Origin of the sequence: Xenorhabdus griffiniae (assembly GCF_037265215.1) — a bacterium.
Classification (GTDB): domain Bacteria; phylum Pseudomonadota; class Gammaproteobacteria; order Enterobacterales; family Enterobacteriaceae; genus Xenorhabdus; species Xenorhabdus griffiniae.
Genome location: NZ_CP147737.1, coordinates 4,493,286 through 4,513,811, shown reverse-complemented (window position 1 = coordinate 4,513,811; position 20,526 = coordinate 4,493,286). Strand labels below are relative to the sequence as shown.

Here is a 20,526-nt window from a genome sequence, read left to right as displayed (position 1 = left end):
AAAAGCAGAGCAAGCGTCTGCGAAGAAGACGTTACGTCCCCTTCGTCTAGAGGCCTAGGACACCGCCCTTTCACGGCGGTAACAGGGGTTCGAATCCCCTAGGGGACGCCATCTTGCTCAGGCAGCGGGTGAAAGGCGGTGCCACCGAAATATTGTTAAGCGGACGTGCGCGTCAGTTTAGCAATATTCGCTCTTTAACAATCTGGAACAAGCTGAAAATTTGAAACCGTCAATGTTATGGAATGATAACATTGATGAAACTCTCAACACTCCGACCGGAAGACTTCTTCGGGTTGTGAGGTTAAGCGACTAAGCGTACACGGTGGATGCCTAGGCAGTCAGAGGCGATGAAGGACGTGCTAATCTGCGAAAAGCGCCGGTGAGCTGATATGAAGCGCTATCAGCCGGCGATGTCCGAATGGGGAAACCCGGTGCAATCCGTTGCACCATCATTAACTGAATCCATAGGTTAATGAGGCGAACCGGGGGAACTGAAACATCTCAGTACCCCGAGGAAAAGAAATCAACCGAGATTCCCCCAGTAGCGGCGAGCGAACGGGGAGGAGCCCAGAACCAGCATCAGTGTGTGTGTCAGTGGAAGCGTCTGGAAAGGCGCACAGTAAAGGGTGATAGTCCCGTACACGAAGAGACACAGGCTGTGAGTTCGATGAGTAGGGCGGGACACGTGTTATCCTGTCTGAATGTGGGGGGACCATCCTCCAAGGCTAAATACTCCTGACTGACCGATAGTGAACCAGTACCGTGAGGGAAAGGCGAAAAGAACCCCGGCGAGGGGAGTGAAAAAGAACCTGAAACCGTGTACGTACAAGCAGTGGGAGCCCTGATTTATCAGGGTGACTGCGTACCTTTTGTATAATGGGTCAGCGACTTATATTCTGTAGCAAGGTTAACCGTATAGGGGAGCCGCAGGGAAACCGAGTCTTAACGGGGCGTTAAGTTGCAGGGTATAGACCCGAAACCCGGTGATCTAGCCATGGGCAGGTTGAAGGTTGGGTAACACTAACTGGAGGACCGAACCGACTAATGTTGAAAAATTAGCGGATGACTTGTGGCTGGGGGTGAAAGGCCAATCAAACCGGGAGATAGCTGGTTCTCCCCGAAAGCTATTTAGGTAGCGCCTCGTGAATTCATCTTCGGGGGTAGAGCACTGTTTCGGCTAGGGGGTCATCCCGACTTACCAACCCGATGCAAACTGCGAATACCGAAGAATGTTATCACGGGAGACACACGGCGGGTGCTAACGTCCGTCGTGAAGAGGGAAACAACCCAGACCGCCAGCTAAGGTCCCCAAGTCATGGTTAAGTGGGAAACGAAGTGGGAAGGCTCAGACAGCCAGGATGTTGGCTTAGAAGCAGCCATCATTTAAAGAAAGCGTAATAGCTCACTGGTCGAGTCGGCCTGCGCGGAAGATGTAACGGGGCTAAACCATGCACCGAAGCTGCGGCAGCGACACAACGTGTCGTTGGGTAGGGGAGCGTTCTGTAAGCCGTTGAAGGTCCACTGTGAGGTGGGCTGGAGGTATCAGAAGTGCGAATGCTGACATAAGTAACGATAAAGCGGGTGAAAAACCCGCTCGCCGGAAGACCAAGGGTTCCTGTCCAACGTTAATCGGGGCAGGGTGAGTCGACCCCTAAGGCGAGGCTGAAAAGCGTAGTCGATGGGAAACAGGTTAATATTCCTGTACGGGCCCGAATTGCGATGGGGGGACGGAGAAGGCTAGGCAAGCCGGGCGACGGTCGTCCCGGTTTAAGTGTGTAGGTGGGCTGACCAGGCAAATCCGGTGAGCCACAACACTGAGGCACGATGACGAGGCACTACGGTGCTGAAGTTGCTGATGCCCCGCTTCCAGGAAAAGCCCCTAAGCTTCAGATTCGGGTCCATCGTACCCCAAACCGACACAGGTGGTCAGGTAGAGAATACTCAGGCGCTTGAGAGAACTCGGGTGAAGGAACTAGGCAAAATGGTGCCGTAACTTCGGGAGAAGGCACGCTGGCGTTAGGTGAAGGAACCTGCTTCCGGAGCCGAGGCCAGTCGCAGATACCAGCTGGCTGCAACTGTTTAATAAAAACACAGCACTGTGCAAACACGAAAGTGGACGTATACGGTGTGACGCCTGCCCGGTGCTGGAAGGTTAATTGATGGGGTTATCGCCTCGGCGAGAAGCTCTTGATCGAAGCCCCAGTAAACGGCGGCCGTAACTATAACGGTCCTAAGGTAGCGAAATTCCTTGTCGGGTAAGTTCCGACCTGCACGAATGGCGTAATGATGGCCAGGCTGTCTCCACCCGAGACTCAGTGAAATTGAACTCGCTGTGAAGATGCAGTGTACCCGCGGCAAGACGGAAAGACCCCGTGAACCTTTACTATAGCTTGACACTGAACATGGAGCCTTGATGTGTAGGATAGGTGGGAGGCTGTGAAGTGTGGACGCCAGTCTGCATGGAGCCATCCTTGAAATACCACCCTTGAATGTTTGATGTTCTAACGCCGGCCCGTTATCCGGGTTGCGGACAGTGTCTGGTGGGTAGTTTGACTGGGGCGGTCTCCTCCCAAAGTGTAACGGAGGAGCACGAAGGTTAGCTAATCACGGTCGGACATCGTGAGGTTAGTGCAAAGGCATAAGCTAGCTTGACTGCGAGAGTGACGGCTCGAGCAGGTACGAAAGTAGGTCTTAGTGATCCGGTGGTTCTGCATGGAAGGGCCATCGCTCAACGGATAAAAGGTACTCCGGGGATAACAGGCTGATACCGCCCAAGAGTTCATATCGACGGCGGTGTTTGGCACCTCGATGTCGGCTCATCACATCCTGGGGCTGAAGTAGGTCCCAAGGGTATGGCTGTTCGCCATTTAAAGTGGTACGCGAGCTGGGTTTAGAACGTCGTGAGACAGTTCGGTCCCTATCTGCCGTGGGCGTTGGAAGATTGCAAGGGGCTGCTCCTAGTACGAGAGGACCGGAGTGGACGCACCACTGGTGTTCGGGTTGTCATGCCAATGGCACTGCCCGGTAGCTAAGTGCGGAAGAGATAACCGCTGAAAGCATCTAAGCGGGAAACTTGCCTTAAGATGAGTCTTCCCTTACTCCTGGAGGGTACTGAAGGAACGTTCGAGACGAGGACGTAGATAGGCCGGGTGTGTAAGCGTTGCGAGACGTTGAGCTAACCGGTACTAATGAACCGTGCGGCTTAACCTGACAACACCGAAGGGGTTTTCGGGAGTGGAAAGAGAGACCGGTTTCAGCGTAGAAAAGCAGCTTGTTCGGGATTGAAAACAGGATTTGTCTGGCGGCAATAGCGCGGTGGTCCCACCTGACCCCATGCCGAACTCAGCAGTGAAACGCCGTAGCGCCGATGGTAGTGTGGGGTCTCCCCATGTGAGAGTAGGGCACTGCCAGACATCAATTTATAAGTGTTGCCGGCACAAAAGGCAGCAAGAAAAAAGAAATTCGGTGGTGCGGTAGTTCAGTTGGTTAGAATACCGGCCTGTCACGCCGGGGGTCGCGGGTTCGAGTCCCGTCCGCACCGCCACCGTATTTAGGGGCGTAGTTCAATTGGTAGAGCACCGGTCTCCAAAACCGGGTGTTGGGAGTTCGAGCCTCTCCGCCCCTGCCAGTTAACAAATAAGTAATAATTGATATAGCTTTCAGATTAATAGCCCAGCTAATTTTAGCTGGGTTTTTTCTTATTTGTCATTTTATTGCACAGTTCTAACGTACTATAGTTCTGACATAGGATTTTAACTTCTAGTCTCGTGTTATTCTAATGTCTTTGTGGGCACTACCTTATAGTGCACTATACCGTACATTACTCCTTATTTTTCTATAAAAGTTGTTTTTGGGTAGTTACAGGTGCTTTCTCAACAGGAATTTTTAATAAGTGTTGGATAAGCGCTTGTTGGTCACTGTTTTGTAGCCATACAGCGTACAATGGTCGTTCTATTAACTGGTTATTAGGTAAAGCAACGAGTTTTGGATATTCTTCTTGCCAGTGTACAGGAAGGAAGGTCGCAGCATTAACGCTATCCAATAACTCTTTGGCAATATGTGCTGATGTGGTTGTAATGATAGGTGGATGATCGTTCTTTAAGATTTGTTGTTCTTGCTGGTGAAAATCAGCTCCCCACTCTAATTTAATATAATTTGCTACTCCTTTATCAAGATTATGCTGGGTGGTTAATAAAATAAGCTGGATATTACCTATCAACTGACTTTGAAACTCATCCATTTTTGGGGGTTCAGTGGTAATTAAGAGATCCAATTCACGAGAATGTAATTGTTTGACTAGCGACTGGCGCGTCGAAACGAGAGACTCGATTCTTGTTTCTCGATGGTGTTGATAAAACGTATTTATCCAAGATGTTAGATAACTTTCCCATAGGGATGCTGTAGCGCCGATAGAGAGTTTTGAATGCTGAGCGACATAATTGATTTCTTTCTTCGCCAACTGCCAGGTACTCATTAGTGATTCTGCATAAGGTACTAGGCGTTCTCCGGCTGCAGTTAGGCGAATATTATTACGATGTCGTGTGAATAGATTGGTTCCCAACTGATTTTCTAATTGGCGTATCCGAAAGCTAACAGCGGATTGTGTTAAATAAAGCGATTCAGCTGCCCGACCAAAGTGACGAGTCTTACTGACTTCCAAAAAGGTTTTCAGTAATTCAGTGTCCACATGCATCTCCAATAGTTTTTGTCGTTAAGATTTAAATATTTTGTTTTACAGAATGTCAAGCCTCCCTAATACTCCGCGCCATAATTAGTATGACTTAGAGTTAGGAGTGTGTCAGATGGCTGAAAGCTTCATCACGACTAATCGTTTTTTTGATAATAAAAATTATCCACGTGGATTTTCCCGTCATGGTGATTTCACCATCAAAGAGGCTCAATTGCTAGAACGTTATGGTCATGCGTTCAATGAATTGGACCTTGGTAAACGTGAACCTCAAACAGAAGAAGAAAAACTGTTTGTTGCAGTTTGCCGTGGTGAACGTGCACCTGCAACGACAGAGGAAAAGGTATGGACTAAGTATTTGGAAAAAATTAGCCGTCCAAAACGTTTTCATACTCTTTCTGGCGGAAAACCGCAGATTGATTCTTCAGAGGACTATACCGATACTGATGATTAATACCATCATTGTTATTAATCATCTACGCAAGAGGGGCAATTGCCTCTCTTCTAGCCAATAACCTATCCAGCCTGTCGCTGTAATTGAATAAGTAACCTATCCATACTTCGATAGCTGAGGGCCTCCATAATATCTGGTTTTTCTATTCTTGTTTGTTCTTTTAAGTCTGCAATTGTGCGAGAAACTCTAAGTATTCTGTGCCAAGCACGTATAGATAGTCCTAATTTCAATAAAGTATTTTCTAGAAAAACGGCATTTTCCATACTAATTTTGCAAATATCTTCGGTTTGTTTGCTATTGAGATGGGCATTGATGTGCCCACAGCGCTCTATTTGTATTTTTCTTGCCCTTGCTACGCGTTTTTTGATTTCTTGACTACTTTCTCCATATTTTGTTGATGATTGACTTAAAGTTCCTGGCGGGAGCAGAGGAACTTCAATAGAGAGATCAAAACGATCTAAAAAAGGGCCTGATAGTTTAGAGAGGTAACGTAATACTTGGTGTGGGCTACTTCGGTTATGTATTCCTTGATGATAGCCGGTTGGGCTAGGATTCATAGCTGCAATCAATTGAACTTGGGCAGGAAAACGGACTTTTGCTCTGGCACGGGATATTACTATTTCGCCGGATTCTAGCGGTTCCCGCAGGGCATCAAGGACACTGCGATTAAATTCAGGTAATTCATCCAGAAATAACACCCCATTATGGGCGAGAGAAATTTCTCCCGGCTTAGGTATTGAGCCTCCTCCAACAAGAGCTGCCATTGAAGAACTATGATGAGGGGCTCTAAATGGGCGTATATGCCATTTTTGAGGATTAACTGGACATCCAGCTAAGCTATTGATTGCAGCGACGTCTAGAGCTTCCTGATGCGTCAATGGTGGTAATAAGCCACATAATCGGCTGGCAAGCATAGTTTTGCCAGTGCCTGGAGGTCCGAGTAGCAGAAGATTATGACCGCCAGCCGCTGTGATCTCCAATGCGCGTTTAGCTTGTTCCTGCCCAATAATATCCTGTATATCCAGAATGAATGCTTCAGTCTGTAGTTCGCCAGGAGGAGGGGAGAATAAAGCCGCTGTTTCTCCCTGTAAGAAGTGGCAAACTTGTAGTAAATGATTTGCCATTAACGTTTCGTTCTGAGACAAAATTGCCAGTTCAGCTTGATTCTCTGAGGAAAGGATAAGCTGTCTTCCTGCTCTTTTTGCACTCAATGCGGCGGGAATTGCTCCCGTAACTTGCCGTATTTCACCAGAGAGTGCTAATTCACCTAAAAACTCATAATTATGTAGCTTATCTGTCGTAATTTGCTCTGATGCGGCCAAAATTGCAATGGCGATGGGTAAATCATATCTTCCCCCTTCTTTGGGAAGATCTGCTGGTGCCAAATTGACAGTGATCCTTTTGGGAGGATAAGTAAAACCACTATTGATCAGAGCGCTTCGGACACGATCTCTGGCTTCTTTTACGGTAGTTTCAGGTAAACCAACAAGGGTGAGACCGGGTAAACCATTACTGATATGTGCTTCTATCGTGACGATAGGGGAATCAATACCAATTGTTGCCCGTGTATGAATAACGGCCAGTGCCATGATGCTCTCCTTAGCAAGAAAACTGTTATCATGGATTGATAAAAAATAATGAAAAGTCGCCTTTCATTGTTTTGTGAAAAGGTTCGTAAATATATTTATTATTATGAGAATGCTGACACTATTCAGTCGTTTGAATTTTAATAATAACATAGTGTTATATATGAATATTCTAGCAATCTGGAACTTTTATGATAAAAAATATAACGGTAATAAGTGGTATTTTTTGATAATTATAACCATATGAAATACATAAATTTAATTTAATAAATTTTGGTTCCATATACTGATTATCGTGATAATAATTAACTATAAGAATTAATTTCGGTCACATTTTTGTCATGTTATCAAGACTTAGACGATTAACTCATTTTTCTATTATTTTATTGATTAATAATTTTATTAAACAGACAGATAGTAATTTTTTCTGAGCTAAAAATGAATGAATTCCAGTGGATTTAACTGTTTCTTAGTTATCTAAATGAAAAATATAAATAAAATAATTTAATTATAAAAAAACAAAAATAATCGTTGTCAACAATCATAGAAAGTGATAACTCTTAAATATACGTCAAGCATACGAATTAAAAACGAATAAAGTAAATTATGAACGCATTTGTCCTAGTGATTAGCCTAATTATTGTGAGCGTGGTGGTGATTATCCCACCGTGCGGGGCGGCACTTGGACGAAGAACGGCTTAGACAGAAGAATAGCCAGATTCCAAAAACCCCCGCACCGAAAGGCGCGGGGGTTTTTTTTAGGTCTGATACTGGGTTCGATAAGCAGAAGTCATAAAACATCACAACAGCCAATGACAAGGTAAACATAACAGGGGAGACGGCAATGAACGGGGCACAATCGGTTGTAGAGGCATTACGAAAACAGGGAGTTGAAAAAGTTTTTGGTTATCCAGGTGGAGCCATCATGCCAGTTTATGATGCGCTGTATGATGGTGGTGTGGAACACATTTTGTGCCGCCATGAACAAGGCGCTGTTATGGCAGCAATTGGCTATGCAAGGGCAAGTGGCAAGCCGGGTGTTTGCATCGCGACATCAGGGCCTGGAGCGACAAACCTAATCACGGGGTTGGCTGATGCATTATTGGATTCTGTGCCTGTTGTCGCGATTACCGGACAGGTGAGCTCTGAATTTATCGGGACGGATGCTTTCCAGGAAATTGATATACTAGGAATGTCTCTTTCTTGTACAAAACACAGCTTTCTTGTTGATTCGCTGGAAAAATTACCTCAAATCATGGCCGATGCCTTCTCCATTGCCATGAGTGGTCGCCCTGGCCCTGTTCTGATTGATTTACCAAAAGATATTCAGTTAGCTCAAGGTGATTTTGCCCCCTATTTAATACCAGCATCTCCCCAGTTTTCTCTTCCAAAACAAGAGATTGAATTAGCCCGTCAATTGTTAGCTTCATCTCGAAAACCTATTTTGTATGTGGGTGGTGGGATTGGCATGTCTGGCGCTGTTCCTGAATTACGTCATTTTGTCTCTGAGACGGGTATTCCCGTTGTTTCCACATTGAAAGGATTGGGAGCGGCAGATTTTGAACATGAATGTTATTTGGGCATGTTAGGGATGCATGGTACTAAAGCGGCTAATCTTGCTGTTCAATCCTGTGATTTGTTAATTGCTGTTGGCGCGCGTTTTGATGACCGTGTTACAGGAAAGCTGAATACCTTTGCACCTCATGCCAACGTTATTCATTTGGACATTGATCCTGTTGAATTCAATAAATTACGCCAAACCCATGTGTCATTATTGGGTGATTTAAAAACGCTATTGCCTCATTTACAACAACCTTTATCTATCCAAGCCTGGCAGCAAGAAATCAAACAATTAAAAAACGAACATGCATGGCGTTATGACTATCAGGGTGAAAGTATTTATGCTCCGTTACTGTTGAAGCAGGTTTCTGATCGTGCTTCGTCCAGTACGGTTATCACAACCGATGTTGGTCAGCATCAGATGTGGGCGGCTCAGCACATGACTTTTAGTCAGCCAGAAAACTTCATCACATCAAGCGGATTAGGCACGATGGGATTTGGTATTCCGGCGGCGATTGGCGCCCAGATGGCTCGTCCTGAAGATATGGTTATCTGCATATCTGGTGACGGCTCCTTCATGATGAATGTTCAGGAATTGGGCACGATTAAACGCAAGCAATTGCCGGTCAAATTGATCTTATTGGATAACCAAAGATTGGGTATGGTTCGCCAGTGGCAAGAGCTGTTTTTTGACAAACGTTATAGCGAAACGATCTTAACTGATAATCCTGATTTTCTTACGTTGGCGCAGGCGTTTGGTATTCCGGGACAGAGAGTAACTCACAAAGCACAAGTGGATGAAGCATTGGATGCTTTGTTCAACAGCGAGGGCGCGTATTTATTACATGTGTCTATTGATGAATTAGAGAATGTCTGGCCATTGGTTCCACCGGGTGCAAGCAACGAAACCATGTTGGAGAAATCATTATGATACAGCATCAACTTGCTATTAAGGCGCGGTTCTGTCCTGAGATTTTGGAACGAATTTTGAGAGTTACCCGCCACCGCGGATTTCAGATATGCGCATTGAATATGGATCATATAACAGATAGTGATAATGTAAATATTGAACTCACCGTGTCTAGCCAACGTCCAGTTAATTTACTTTTTTCCCAACTGCTGAAATTGGTGGACGTTGCGGGTGTTGAGATCAAACATAAAGAATCACGATTAATAAGCGCATAATGCGCCCTTGAAGGAAAACTGAGAATGACAAAGCAAGCTGATTATATTTGGTTCAATGGGGAAATGGTGCCGTGGGCAGAGGCTAAAGTTCATGTTATGTCCCATGCATTACATTATGGTACTTCGGTATTTGAAGGGATTCGTTGCTATGACTCTCACAAAGGGCCTGTTGTTTTTCGTCATCGTGAACATATGCAGCGCTTGTGTGACTCAGCCAAGATTTACCGTTTTCCCGTCAGTCAAAGTGTGGACGAATTGATGGACGCTTGCCGCGAAACGCTGCGTAAAAATAAATTGGTCAGCGCTTATATTCGCCCATTGGTATTTGTGGGTAATGTTGGCATGGGAGTAAACCCACCTGCTGGTTATCAAACAGACGTTATCATTGCTGCTTTCCCGTGGGGCGCTTATCTCGGTGAGGAAGCCTTAGAGCAGGGTATTGATGCGATGGTTTCTTCATGGAATCGCATGGCAGCAAATACGATCCCTACAAGCGCAAAAGCGGGAGGTAATTATCTCTCTTCTTTGCTGGTGGGAAGTGAAGCACGACGCCATGGTTATCAGGAAGGTATTGCACTGGATGTGCATGGTTATATTTCAGAAGGTGCGGGTGAAAACCTATTTGAAGTGAAGGATGGAATTCTATTTACACCGCCATTTACTTCATCTGCCCTGCCAGGGATCACCCGTGATGCCATCATCAAGTTAGCACGGGATCTTGGCCTGGAAGTTCGTGAACAGGTACTTTCTCGCGAATCGCTTTATTTAGCGGATGAAGTTTTTATGACAGGAACGGCTGCGGAGATCACTCCGGTTCGTAGTGTAGATGGTATTCAGGTGGGTATTGGTAAATGCGGCCCAATTACTAAAAAAATCCAAAGTGCGTTCTTTGGCTTATTTGATGGTACGACAGAAGATAAATGGGGTTGGTTGGACCCGATTAATCCGTAATAAAAAATATAAAACCCAACGGGCGGTCGTTCCCCGCCTGTTTTAGTTAATTGATAAGACTTGGGAGTGAAGACAATGCCTAAATACCGTTCTGCCACGACGACTCATGGCCGCAATATGGCGGGAGCCCGCGCCTTATGGCGAGCCACAGGTATGACAGATGCAGATTTTGGAAAACCTATCATTGCGGTTGTTAACTCATTCACCCAGTTTGTACCAGGACATGTACATCTGCGTGATCTCGGTAAGCTGGTGGCAGAACAGATTCAGGCATCAGGAGGGGTTGCGAAAGAGTTCAATACCATTGCTGTTGATGATGGTATCGCAATGGGGCATGGTGGAATGCTCTATTCGTTACCTTCGCGGGAGTTGATTGCTGACTCAGTGGAATACATGGTCAATGCCCACTGTGCTGATGCTATGGTATGTATTTCCAACTGTGACAAAATCACGCCAGGCATGTTGATGGCATCTTTGCGCTTAAATATTCCGGTTATTTTCGTTTCTGGTGGCCCAATGGAAGCGGGTAAGACGCGATTATCCGATCAGCTGATCAAACTGGATTTGGTTGATGCCATGATTCAGGGTGCCAATCCCAATGTCAGTGACGAACAGAGCGAACAAATCGAACGTTCTGCCTGTCCGACGTGTGGCTCTTGCTCAGGGATGTTTACGGCGAATTCGATGAATTGTTTGACCGAAGCACTTGGACTTTCACAGCCAGGTAATGGGTCACTGCTCGCTACTCATGCTGATCGTAAGACCCTGTTTATCAATGCTGGTAAACGCATTGTTGAACTGACTAAACGCTATTATGAACAAGATGATGCCAGCGCTCTCCCGCGTAGTATCGCGACCAAAGCGGCATTTGAAAATGCCATGATATTGGATATTGCGATGGGGGGATCGACTAACACCGTTTTGCATTTGTTGGCTGCGGCACAGGAAGCTGAAGTTGACTTCACGATGGCGGATATTGATCGTCTGTCTCGTCAGGTGCCGCATTTATGTAAAGTTGCTCCGAGTACCCAGAAATACCACATGGAAGATGTCCATCGTGCTGGTGGAGTGATTGGGATACTTGGCGAACTTGAGCGAGCAGGGCTTTTGCATCGTGATGTGAAAAATGTTTTGGGTTTGGATTTGCCACAAACGTTGGCTCAATACGACATCATGCTGACAAAAGATGAAAGCGTTAAAAGGATGTATGCCGCGGGGCCAGCAGGCATTCGTACCACACAAGCTTTTTCACAAGATTGTCGTTGGCCGTCGTTGGATGCCGATCGTGAGACAGGATGTATTCGTGAACGTAACCATGCTTACAGTCAGGATGGTGGATTGGCTGTTTTGTTCGGCAACATTGCAAAAGATGGCTGCATTGTAAAAACAGCAGGCGTTGATAAAGAAATCCTGACTTTCCGTGGCCCAGCCAAAGTTTACGAGAGCCAGGAGGAGGCAGTAGAAGCCATTCTCGGTGGAAAAGTCGTGGCGGGCGACGTAGTTGTTATTCGTTATGAAGGGCCGAAAGGTGGTCCAGGTATGCAAGAAATGCTCTATCCCACCACTTATCTGAAATCGATGGGATTGGGAAAAAGTTGTGCATTGATTACGGATGGACGTTTCTCAGGCGGAACATCGGGTTTATCTATTGGTCACGTCTCTCCAGAAGCGGCAAATGGTGGCTTGATTGGTCTGATTTATGACGGTGATATCATCAATATTGATATTCCAAACCGTAAGATTCAGTTAGATGTGACGGAAACAGAACTGGCAGAGCGTACACAGGTTGAATTATCTCGCGGAGATAAAGCATGGACACCTAAGTCCCGTGAACGTCAGGTTTCTTTGGCATTACGTGCTTATGCTTCATTGGCGACCAGTGCTGACAAAGGCGCTGTGCGCGATAAAACCAAACTGGGGAGTTGATTGTGGCGGTTTATCCTCTTAATACTGAACCCAAGGGAGCGGAATATCTCAAGGCGGCACTGAGTGCGCCAGTTTATGATATTGCTCAAGTCACTCCCTTACAGGAAATGAAAAAAATCTCTGCGCGTTTAGGCAATACGATTTTGGTTAAACGGGAAGATCGCCAGCTGGTACATAGTTTCAAATTGCGCGGTGCGTACGCGATGATAGCAGGTTTGACGGAAGAACAAAAAAGTAAAGGTGTCATCACGGCTTCCGCGGGCAACCATGCGCAAGGCGTTGCATTATCGGCCAGTAAGGTTGGCATAAAAGCCACTATTGTCATGCCGATAGCGACAGCGGATATTAAAGTCGATGCAGTCCGTAGTTTTGGTGGCGAGGTGCTACTGCATGGTACGAACTTTGATGAAGCGAAAGCAAAAGCCATTGAGATGGCAAAAGAGCACGGTTACACTTTCGTTCCACCCTTTGACCATCCTGTCGTGATTGCAGGCCAGGCGACACTGGCAATGGAGTTGCTACAGCAGGATGTTCATCTTGATCGTATCTTTGTTCCGGTTGGTGGTGGCGGATTGATTGCAGGGGTTGCTGTTCTCATTAAACAGCTTGTACCTGAAATGAAGATCATTGGTGTGGAAGCCGAGGATTCTGCCTGTTTGAAAGCCGCACTGGAAGCTGGGCATCCGGTCGATTTGCCGAGAGTTGGATTATTCGCGGAAGGTGTGGCGGTTAAACGCATTGGCGACGAAACGTTTCGCTTATGCCAGCAATATGTCGATGAGGTCATTACAGTAGACAGTGATGCTATCTGTGCTGCCATGAAAGATATCTTTGAAGATGTCAGGGCAGTGGCCGAACCTTCTGGTGCTCTGGCGCTGGCAGGCTTGAAGAAATATGTCCAGCAACACCAGATTCAGGGAGAACGGCTGGCACATATTCTTTCTGGGGCTAATGTGAATTTTCATGGATTGCGTTACGTTTCAGAACGCTGCGAACTTGGAGAGCAACGCGAAGCTTTGTTGGCGGTGACTATCCCTGAACAAAAGGGGAGTTTCTTACAGTTTTGCCAGATATTGGGTACTCGTGTCGTCACTGAATTTAGCTATCGTTATTCGGATGCAACAGATCCAAACCAAGCCTGTATCTTTGTTGGTATCAGATTGAGTCGGGGAAATACTGAACGTCATGAAATCATTGAAGAATTAAAAACATCGGGGTATCAAGTTGCTGATTTTACGGATGATGAAATGGCGAAGCTGCATGTTCGTTATATGATCGGTGGCAGGCCATCCAAGCCGTTGCAGGAACGATTGTTTAGTTTTGCCTTTCCTGAATCTCCGGGCGCTTTGCTGAAATTTTTGCAAACATTAGGGACGTATTGGAATATCACACTGTTTCATTACCGCAGTCATGGCACGGATTATGGGCGTGTATTAGCTGCCTTTGAACTTTCAGGACCAGAAGTCTGTTTTGATCGCCATTTGGATGTGCTGGGCTATGAATATCATGATGAAACCGATAATCCTTCATTTAAATTATTTCTGACTTAATCATCAATCAGTTAAAGAAATAAACAGCAAAATATCTTCTAAAAATACCAATTGCCTTTCAAGATGCGTCTAATATCTCCCCGCGTAGAGGGGGAGATATTAGCAATTGCAAGATAGCCAAATAATAACGATAGTCAGACTACAATAGTTCCCAAAATGCCTTAATCAACGGTTCGTTTAAGCGTTTATTCAACGCACAGACACCCAATTCAAACGGCTCGACCAGTGCAATATTTTCCAGCAGTGAAATTCGGTTACGTACAGGTTCAGGGCTATTTTCGACCACAACCGTAGGGATCAGTGCAATCCCGCAACCTAGTGCTACCATAGAAACAATCGCTTCATGGCCGGAAACTGTTGCGTAAATGACGGGGTGTAGGATCTTATGCCGCCGAAACCACAGTTCAATGCGCTGGCGGGAAGGCCCATGCTCAGGCAGGATAAAAGGGATGTTATTCCAGTCGGGATGTTCTTGTATAGCGAGATTTCTCACGATACAAGGCAGAGCAGGGGCAATCAATACCAATGGTACTTCGCCTATTTTGGTAAAGCTGACATTATCAGCCAGTTTCTCTGGCTTGCCCGCAATCCCCAAATCTACAGCATCGGATTGAACTTTATCAACGGCATCAGCAGCATCTCCTGTTGTCAGTTTAATTTCCACCAAGGGATGTTCTGCCCGAAATTTATCCAATACTTGTGGAAGATGGCTATACGCAGCCGTAACTGAACAGAATAGACGTAACTCTCCCGTCAGTGATGGGCTTTGGTGGTTTAATGAATGCTGTAACTGTTTATATTGCAGGAGAGTTTGCTGGGCAAATTGTTTGAATTGTTCACCGGCGGCGGTCAATTTTACTGTTCGGTTATCCCGCAGAAAAAGCGGATGCCCCAATAACTCCTCAAGGCGCTGGATCTGGCGTGAAAGTGTAGATGGGCTGACGTGCATGGCTTTGGCTGAGCGGCCAAAATGACAACTTTCCGCAAGGTGTAAAAACAGTTTTAAATCACGTAGATCCATCGTTTTTAGGCCCTTTATTGAGAGGTTGTTTGTCGTGAAAAAGTTTGTTGCATAAACTGCAATGTAGTCTTGTTAATATATCAATTTCAGCAATGGCTCGCATGTCATATATTGTTTCTATGCAAACGACCTCACACCTAATTATTATATCGGAGTCACCATGGCTAATTATTTTGATACGTTGAACTTACGCCAACAATTGGCGCAGTTAGGCAAATGTCGGTTTATGGCGCGGGAAGAATTTGCTGACGAAGCAGGGTATTTGAAAGGCAAGAAAGTGGTGATCATCGGTTGTGGTGCGCAAGGGCTAAACCAGGGACTGAATATGCGTGATTCTGGTTTAGATATTGCTTATGCCTTGCGTAAAGAAGCGATTGATGAAAAGCGACCATCATGGCGTAAAGCAACCGAAAATGGCTTCAAAGTTGGCACTTATGAAGAGTTAGTTCCACAGGCTGATTTGGTTATCAACCTGACGCCAGACAAACAGCATTCCGCGGTGGTTCAAGCAGTGCAACCCTTGATGAAAGAAGGGGCAGCGCTGGGCTATTCTCACGGCTTCAACATCGTCGAAGTGGGTGAGCAAATACGCAAAGATATTACCGTTGTGATGGTTGCCCCTAAATGTCCGGGTACGGAAGTGCGTGAAGAGTATAAGCGTGGATTCGGTGTACCCACTCTGATTGCTGTACATCCAGAAAATGATGCAAAAGGCGAAGGGATGGCGATTGCGAAAGCATGGGCAGCCGCAACAGGAGGACACCGCGCTGGCGTACTGGAATCTTCCTTCGTAGCAGAAGTTAAATCAGACTTGATGGGAGAACAAACCATCTTGTGTGGCATGTTACAGGCAGGTTCTTTGTTGTGCTATGACCAACTGGTTGCTGATGGTGTTGATTCCGGTTATGCCGGAAAATTAATCCAGTTTGGTTGGGAAACTATCACTGAAGCGCTGAAACAAGGCGGCATTACATTAATGATGGATCGCCTTTCCAACCCAGCTAAATTGCGTGCTTATGCTTTGTCTGATCAACTGAAAAACATGTTAACTCCGCTGTTCCAGAAACATATGGATGACATCATTTCTGGCGAATTCTCTTCCACAATGATGGCAGATTGGGCAAATGGGGATAAAAACTTGCTGGCTTGGCGTGAAGAAACGGGTAAAACGTCATTCGAAAATTATCCGGACTATACAGGGCAGATCAGTGAGCAAGAATACTTTGATCATGGTGTCCTGATGATTGCCATGGTCAAAGCAGGGGTAGAACTGGCATTTGAAACGATGGTAGATACTGGCATCGTTGAAGAGTCTGCTTATTATGAATCTTTGCATGAACTGCCATTGATCGCGAATACCATTGCTCGTAAGCGTCTGTATGAAATGAACGTGGTAATTTCTGATACTGCGGAATATGGTAACTATCTGTTCTCATACGTCGCTGTTCCGTTGCTGAAAGAGAAATTCATGGCAACCCTGCAAGCCGGAGATTTAGGAAAAGCAGTTGCAGATCGTAGCATTGATAATGCGCAGTTGCGTGATGTGAATGAGGCGATCCGTAACCACCCGATTGAAGTTATCGGCCGTACTTTGCGTGGTTATATGACGGATATGAAACGCATTGCAGTTGGTGGCTAATACAATGTTATCCTGCCCGAAGTGACTTTATCGGGCAGGTAACTCTTTCATTCTTACAAATTGAATTTCAGCTTTAATTCATCGATGGCTTGTCGCTGACATGCTTCAAATCGTTCTTTCGGTTGCTGTGCTTGGATCATGTTCAGGGCTGGATCGTTAACTTTAGTGCGCACCCCGCTTAATTCCTCCATGACAGCTAATCCACAGAAAGGTACATAGGCTTCGGAATACCCCCCTTCGTGAACGATGACTAATTTTCCATGGCATAGTTCATCGGCTGCTTGCTGTACCCTGCGGGTCATTTCACGGAAGCTGTCACTATGTAATTGCATTCGTGCCAAAGGATCAAAGGCATTGGCATCATAACCGCAGGCAATGATGATCAATTCTGGTTGGTAACGTCGCAATGCAGGGAGCACAATCTGATCCATAGCATAAAGATAACTATTGTGCCCAGCTCCTGCCATCAATGGGATATTGATATTGAAACCTTCTCCTTTGCCGGCGCCGATATCTTCCTCGCCACTGTAGCCTTCGGGATAGCAGCCATCTTGATGCAGAGAAATAGTCAAAACATCATCATGTTCCCAGAAGATATGTTGGGTTCCATTGCCGTGGTGGACATCCCAGTCGATGACTGCGACTCGGCCAATACCAAGCTGCTCTTTTGCGTGCTCAATGGCAAGGGCAATATTGGCAAGGAAACAAAATCCCATTGCTCGATCTGGCAGGCAGTGGTGCCCGGGGGGACGGGAAAGGCTGTAGGCATTATCCAGCTCGCCTTGTAACACTGCTTTGACTGCGGCATAAGTGAGTCCGGCGGATAGTTTAGCGATTTCATAGCTGCCTTGTCCTATTGGTGCTTCTGAACCTAATATTCCTCCGCCATTATCACTCACGGACTTAAAGCGCTGTAAATACTCTTCGGTATGCACCAGTCTCAGCGTTGCATCATCAAGAGGTTCAGCACCACGCAATTGCAACGAATGACTTAATCCCGAAACATCCATTAAGTTTTTCATTCTGCGTTTTGTTTCTGGTGATTCTGCATGTCCTGCACCGTTGGGGGGTTGTACCCATCCTCCAACAGGAAACGTCATAACGTGTGATAATCCAGAATTGTGCCAGAAACAGAGTTCATCAAAGAAAAAGCCTGTTTTACGTAACATATTACATCCCTCTTCGATTCCCTTTATCTTTCAAACTACAATTTGAAGTCTATTGGGTATATTGATTGTATGTCAGTAAGCGTAATTGATGGTTATAAGCATTAAACTTCAAGTTGCAATTGACAACCCTATATGAAATCACACGCATCTTGAAGTTAGATTGGTATATAACATCAATGCAGTTAAATAGAGCCTATGTATTTCAATTACAGTAGAAATCAAGATTGATATATACCAATCGCCTTTCAAGATGCGCCTTATATCTCCCCACGAAACGGGGAGATATAAACAATTACATTGATTTGCAAGCTGCAACTTGAAGTTGGATTGATATATTTTGACAGAGTAATTTAAATTATTAATGAAAAAATTATTTTGTAATTTATCACATAAATTAATAATAAATCGAATGAGATTTAGCAAAGTATTATGAATAACAAAGGGATATGTGAGTCAGCGATAGTATAAAATAGCGTAAAATAGGTATTTATATATTTATGGATTAAGCACGTTGGTAATAGCTCCATGTTTTCTGCTATTTTCTTTATTCGTTGAAAAATAAAATGCACTATAGTTTTTGCATCATTTTTAAAAAGTGATGATTGATGTTTTTTTAATTTTTCTTGTGATAGTTAACTAAAGTAAAGAAAATCACCTGTAACCTTGCTTTCTGTTACAATTTCTCTCCCTGATCTTTTATCCTGATATAGCTTTCGAAACAGTATGCGATTAAATCCAAGCCAACAACAAGCGGTTGAATTTGTAACAGGACCTTGTCTGGTTCTGGCGGGTGCAGGCTCTGGCAAGACTCGAGTGATCACCAATAAAATTGCTCACCTGATCCGCACTTGTGGTTATCAGGCTCGCCATATTGCGGCAGTCACTTTTACTAATAAAGCGGCACGTGAGATGAAAGAGCGTATTGCTCAAACCTTGGGCCGTAAGGAGACACGAGGGCTGATGATCTCGACTTTCCATACCTTGGGGTTAGAGATCGTTAAGCGTGAATACAAAGCGCTGAGAATGAAAAGTAACTTCTCATTATTTGATGATCAAGATCAGATGGCTTTGCTAAAAGATCTCACTGCGGATTTGCTGCAAGAAGATAAAGATCTGCTACAAAAACTGACCTCGAACATTTCTAACTGGAAGAATGACTTAATGTCGCCGGAACAAGTGATGAGAATGGCACGTTCAGCGCAAGAACACCAGTTTGCAGAATGTTACCGTCGCTATGACTTGCACTTAACTAGTTGTAATGTCCTCGATTTTGATGATCTGATTACCAAACCAACTTTGCTGTTGATGCATGATGAGGAAGTCAGGGAGCGTTGGCAGAATAAAATTCGCTACTTGCTGGTAGATGAATATCAGGATACGAATACCAGTCAATATCAACTGGTGAAATTATTAGTGGGTAATCGCGCACGTTTTACCGTGGTTGGGGATGATGATCAATCCATTTATTCATGGCGTGGTGCTCGTCCACAGAATTTGATTTTATTGAAGGACGATTTCCCGCAGTTGAATGTGATTAAGCTGGAACAAAATTACCGTTCATCAGGGCGGATATTGAAAGCGGCGAATATTCTGATAGCTAACAATCACCATGTTTTTGAAAAAAAACTTTTTTCAGAGTTGGGATATGGTGATCCACTCAGGGTGATCGAAGCGAACAATGAAGATCATGAAGCTGAGCGTGTGGTGGGAGAGTTGATCGCTCATCACTTTATCAATAAAACGGACTATAAAGATTACGCGATTTTATATCGCGGTAATCACCAATCCCGTATCTTCGAAAAAATGTTGATGCAAAACCGCATTCCTTACCGAATTTCGGGGGGAACATCGTTCTTTTCTCGGCCTGAAGTTAAAGACCTACTCTCTTATTTGCGTGTTTTGACCAATCCTGAGGATGACAGTGCGTTTTTACGTATCGTCAATACACCACGGCGAGAAATCGGTGCAGTGACAATCCAGAAATTGGGCGAATGGGCGAATAGTCGTAGCAAGAGCTTATATCAAGCCAGTTTTGATCTTGGGCTGGAACAATATTTAACCGGACGTGGTTTGGCAGCATTACAGCGCTTTACCCACTGGATGGACGAAATAGCTCGTCAGGCGGAGCGGGAGCCACTGCTGGCTGTGAGAGACTTACTGCGTGGCATGGATTACGAAAGCTGGTTATATGAAACCTCCCCCAGCCCAAAAGCGGCTGAAATGAGAATGAAGAACGTCAACCAACTTTTCACGTGGATGAGCGAAATGCTTGAGGGAGATGATTTGAATGAGCCAATGTCTCTTTCCCAAGTTGTGGCGCGTTTTACGTTGCGGGATATGCTGGAGAGAGGCGAAGAAGATGAAGAGTTGGACCAAGTTCAGTTAATGACGTTACATGCTTCCAAGGGGCTGGAGTTTCCCTATGTTTTTTTGGTTGGTATGGAAGAAGGTTTATTACCACACCAAAGCAGCATTGATGAAGACAATATTGAAGAAGAGCGTCGTTTAGCTTATGTCGGTATTACGCGGGCGCGGAGAGAACTTTTTTTCACCCTCAGCAAAGAGCGTCGCCAGTTTGGTGAACTTATCCGCCCAGAACCGAGCCGATTCTTACTTGAATTGCCACAGGATGACTTGGATTGGCCCCAAGGTAAGCGAGTGATGAGCGCAGAGGAAAGGATGAAACAGGGGCAATCGCGCCTTGCCGACATTAAATCCCGTCTGGGGCTTGGGCTGAAAACCAGCAATAATAAATAGTATGATAATAACCCCCTGCATTTATGCATATAATTGCAGGG

Annotated in this window: 13 protein-coding genes, 3 tRNA genes and 2 rRNA genes; 14 read left to right on the top strand and 4 right to left on the bottom strand. The window is 45.2% G+C overall.

Annotated elements, in window-relative coordinates:
• Positions 1 to 35: 35 nt before the first annotated feature.
• The 5 genes from WDV75_RS20600 to WDV75_RS20580 all read left to right on the top strand — a co-directional run bounded on the left by WDV75_RS20600 (position 36) and on the right by WDV75_RS20580 (position 3,628).
• Positions 36 to 111: transfer RNA gene (locus WDV75_RS20600), tRNA-Glu, on the top strand.
• 188 nt (positions 112 to 299) lie between these two features.
• A 23S ribosomal RNA gene (locus WDV75_RS20595) occupies positions 300 to 3,210 on the top strand.
• A gap of 87 nt (positions 3,211 to 3,297) precedes the next feature.
• Positions 3,298 to 3,413, top strand: a 5S ribosomal RNA gene (rrf, locus tag WDV75_RS20590).
• A 54-nt stretch (positions 3,414 to 3,467) separates the two neighbouring features.
• Positions 3,468 to 3,544 (top strand) — tRNA-Asp (locus WDV75_RS20585).
• 8 nt (positions 3,545 to 3,552) lie between these two features.
• Positions 3,553 to 3,628: transfer RNA gene (locus WDV75_RS20580), tRNA-Trp, on the top strand.
• A gap of 207 nt (positions 3,629 to 3,835) precedes the next feature.
• Here the strand turns inward: WDV75_RS20580 and hdfR are convergent.
• The gene (gene hdfR / locus WDV75_RS20575; protein WP_189760753.1) at positions 3,836 to 4,687 is read right to left on the bottom strand and encodes an HTH-type transcriptional regulator HdfR; all 852 of its coding nucleotides are present in this window, start codon (positions 4,685 to 4,687) and stop codon (positions 3,836 to 3,838) included.
• A gap of 115 nt (positions 4,688 to 4,802) precedes the next feature.
• On the opposite strand from hdfR, the gene WDV75_RS20570 reads away from it, so the two are divergent.
• Positions 4,803 to 5,141: a DUF413 domain-containing protein gene (locus WDV75_RS20570; protein ID WP_189760754.1), complete on the top strand. Its 339-nt coding sequence runs from the start codon at positions 4,803 to 4,805 to the stop codon at positions 5,139 to 5,141.
• Positions 5,142 to 5,203: 62 nt separating this feature from the next.
• Here the strand turns inward: WDV75_RS20570 and WDV75_RS20565 are convergent, their stop codons facing one another.
• Complete coding sequence (locus tag WDV75_RS20565) at positions 5,204 to 6,730, bottom strand: YifB family Mg chelatase-like AAA ATPase (protein ID WP_273559728.1); 1,527 nt, start codon at positions 6,728 to 6,730, stop codon at positions 5,204 to 5,206.
• Positions 6,731 to 7,333: 603 nt separating this feature from the next.
• On the opposite strand from WDV75_RS20565, the gene ilvL reads away from it, so the two are divergent.
• The 6 genes from ilvL (at position 7,334) to ilvA (ending at position 13,899) form a co-directional block, all read left to right on the top strand.
• The gene (gene ilvL, locus WDV75_RS20560) at positions 7,334 to 7,429 is read left to right on the top strand and encodes an ilv operon leader peptide (protein WP_152669737.1); all 96 of its coding nucleotides are present in this window, start codon (positions 7,334 to 7,336) and stop codon (positions 7,427 to 7,429) included.
• Positions 7,430 to 7,571: 142 nt separating this feature from the next.
• Positions 7,572 to 9,218 carry an acetolactate synthase 2 catalytic subunit gene (ilvG, locus tag WDV75_RS20555; RefSeq protein ID WP_273559727.1) on the top strand — a complete coding sequence of 549 codons (1,647 nt, stop codon included), beginning with the start codon at positions 7,572 to 7,574 and terminating at the stop codon, positions 9,216 to 9,218.
• A complete protein-coding gene (ilvM, locus tag WDV75_RS20550; RefSeq protein WP_193851637.1) occupies positions 9,215 to 9,472 on the top strand; it encodes an acetolactate synthase 2 small subunit in 258 nt (85 codons plus the stop codon). The genes ilvG and ilvM overlap by 4 nt, the downstream gene beginning before the upstream one ends.
• A 24-nt stretch (positions 9,473 to 9,496) precedes the next feature.
• The gene (locus WDV75_RS20545) at positions 9,497 to 10,423 is read left to right on the top strand and encodes a branched-chain amino acid transaminase (protein WP_273559723.1); all 927 of its coding nucleotides are present in this window, start codon (positions 9,497 to 9,499) and stop codon (positions 10,421 to 10,423) included.
• A gap of 75 nt (positions 10,424 to 10,498) precedes the next feature.
• The gene (gene ilvD / locus WDV75_RS20540) at positions 10,499 to 12,349 is read left to right on the top strand and encodes a dihydroxy-acid dehydratase (protein WP_273559721.1); all 1,851 of its coding nucleotides are present in this window, start codon (positions 10,499 to 10,501) and stop codon (positions 12,347 to 12,349) included.
• A 2-nt stretch (positions 12,350 to 12,351) separates the two neighbouring features.
• Positions 12,352 to 13,899 (top strand): threonine ammonia-lyase, biosynthetic, encoded by a 1,548-nt coding sequence (gene ilvA / locus WDV75_RS20535; RefSeq protein WP_420497522.1) that lies wholly within the window; start codon positions 12,352 to 12,354, stop codon positions 13,897 to 13,899.
• 139 nt (positions 13,900 to 14,038) lie between these two features.
• Here the strand turns inward: ilvA and ilvY are convergent, their stop codons facing one another.
• Complete coding sequence (gene ilvY / locus WDV75_RS20530; protein ID WP_273559719.1) at positions 14,039 to 14,920, bottom strand: HTH-type transcriptional activator IlvY; 882 nt, start codon at positions 14,918 to 14,920, stop codon at positions 14,039 to 14,041.
• A 160-nt stretch (positions 14,921 to 15,080) separates the two neighbouring features.
• Between ilvY and ilvC the strand changes: the two genes are divergently transcribed.
• Positions 15,081 to 16,559 carry a ketol-acid reductoisomerase gene (gene ilvC / locus WDV75_RS20525; protein WP_273559717.1) on the top strand — a complete coding sequence of 493 codons (1,479 nt, stop codon included), beginning with the start codon at positions 15,081 to 15,083 and terminating at the stop codon, positions 16,557 to 16,559.
• A 53-nt stretch (positions 16,560 to 16,612) separates the two neighbouring features.
• On the opposite strand, the gene WDV75_RS20520 is transcribed toward ilvC, so the two are convergent.
• Positions 16,613 to 17,728 (bottom strand): class II histone deacetylase, encoded by a 1,116-nt coding sequence (locus tag WDV75_RS20520; protein ID WP_273559715.1) that lies wholly within the window; start codon positions 17,726 to 17,728, stop codon positions 16,613 to 16,615.
• 723 nt (positions 17,729 to 18,451) lie between these two features.
• On the opposite strand from WDV75_RS20520, the gene rep reads away from it, so the two are divergent.
• Complete coding sequence (gene rep, locus WDV75_RS20515) at positions 18,452 to 20,485, top strand: DNA helicase Rep (RefSeq protein ID WP_273559713.1); 2,034 nt, start codon at positions 18,452 to 18,454, stop codon at positions 20,483 to 20,485.
• Positions 20,486 to 20,526 lie beyond the last annotated feature (41 nt).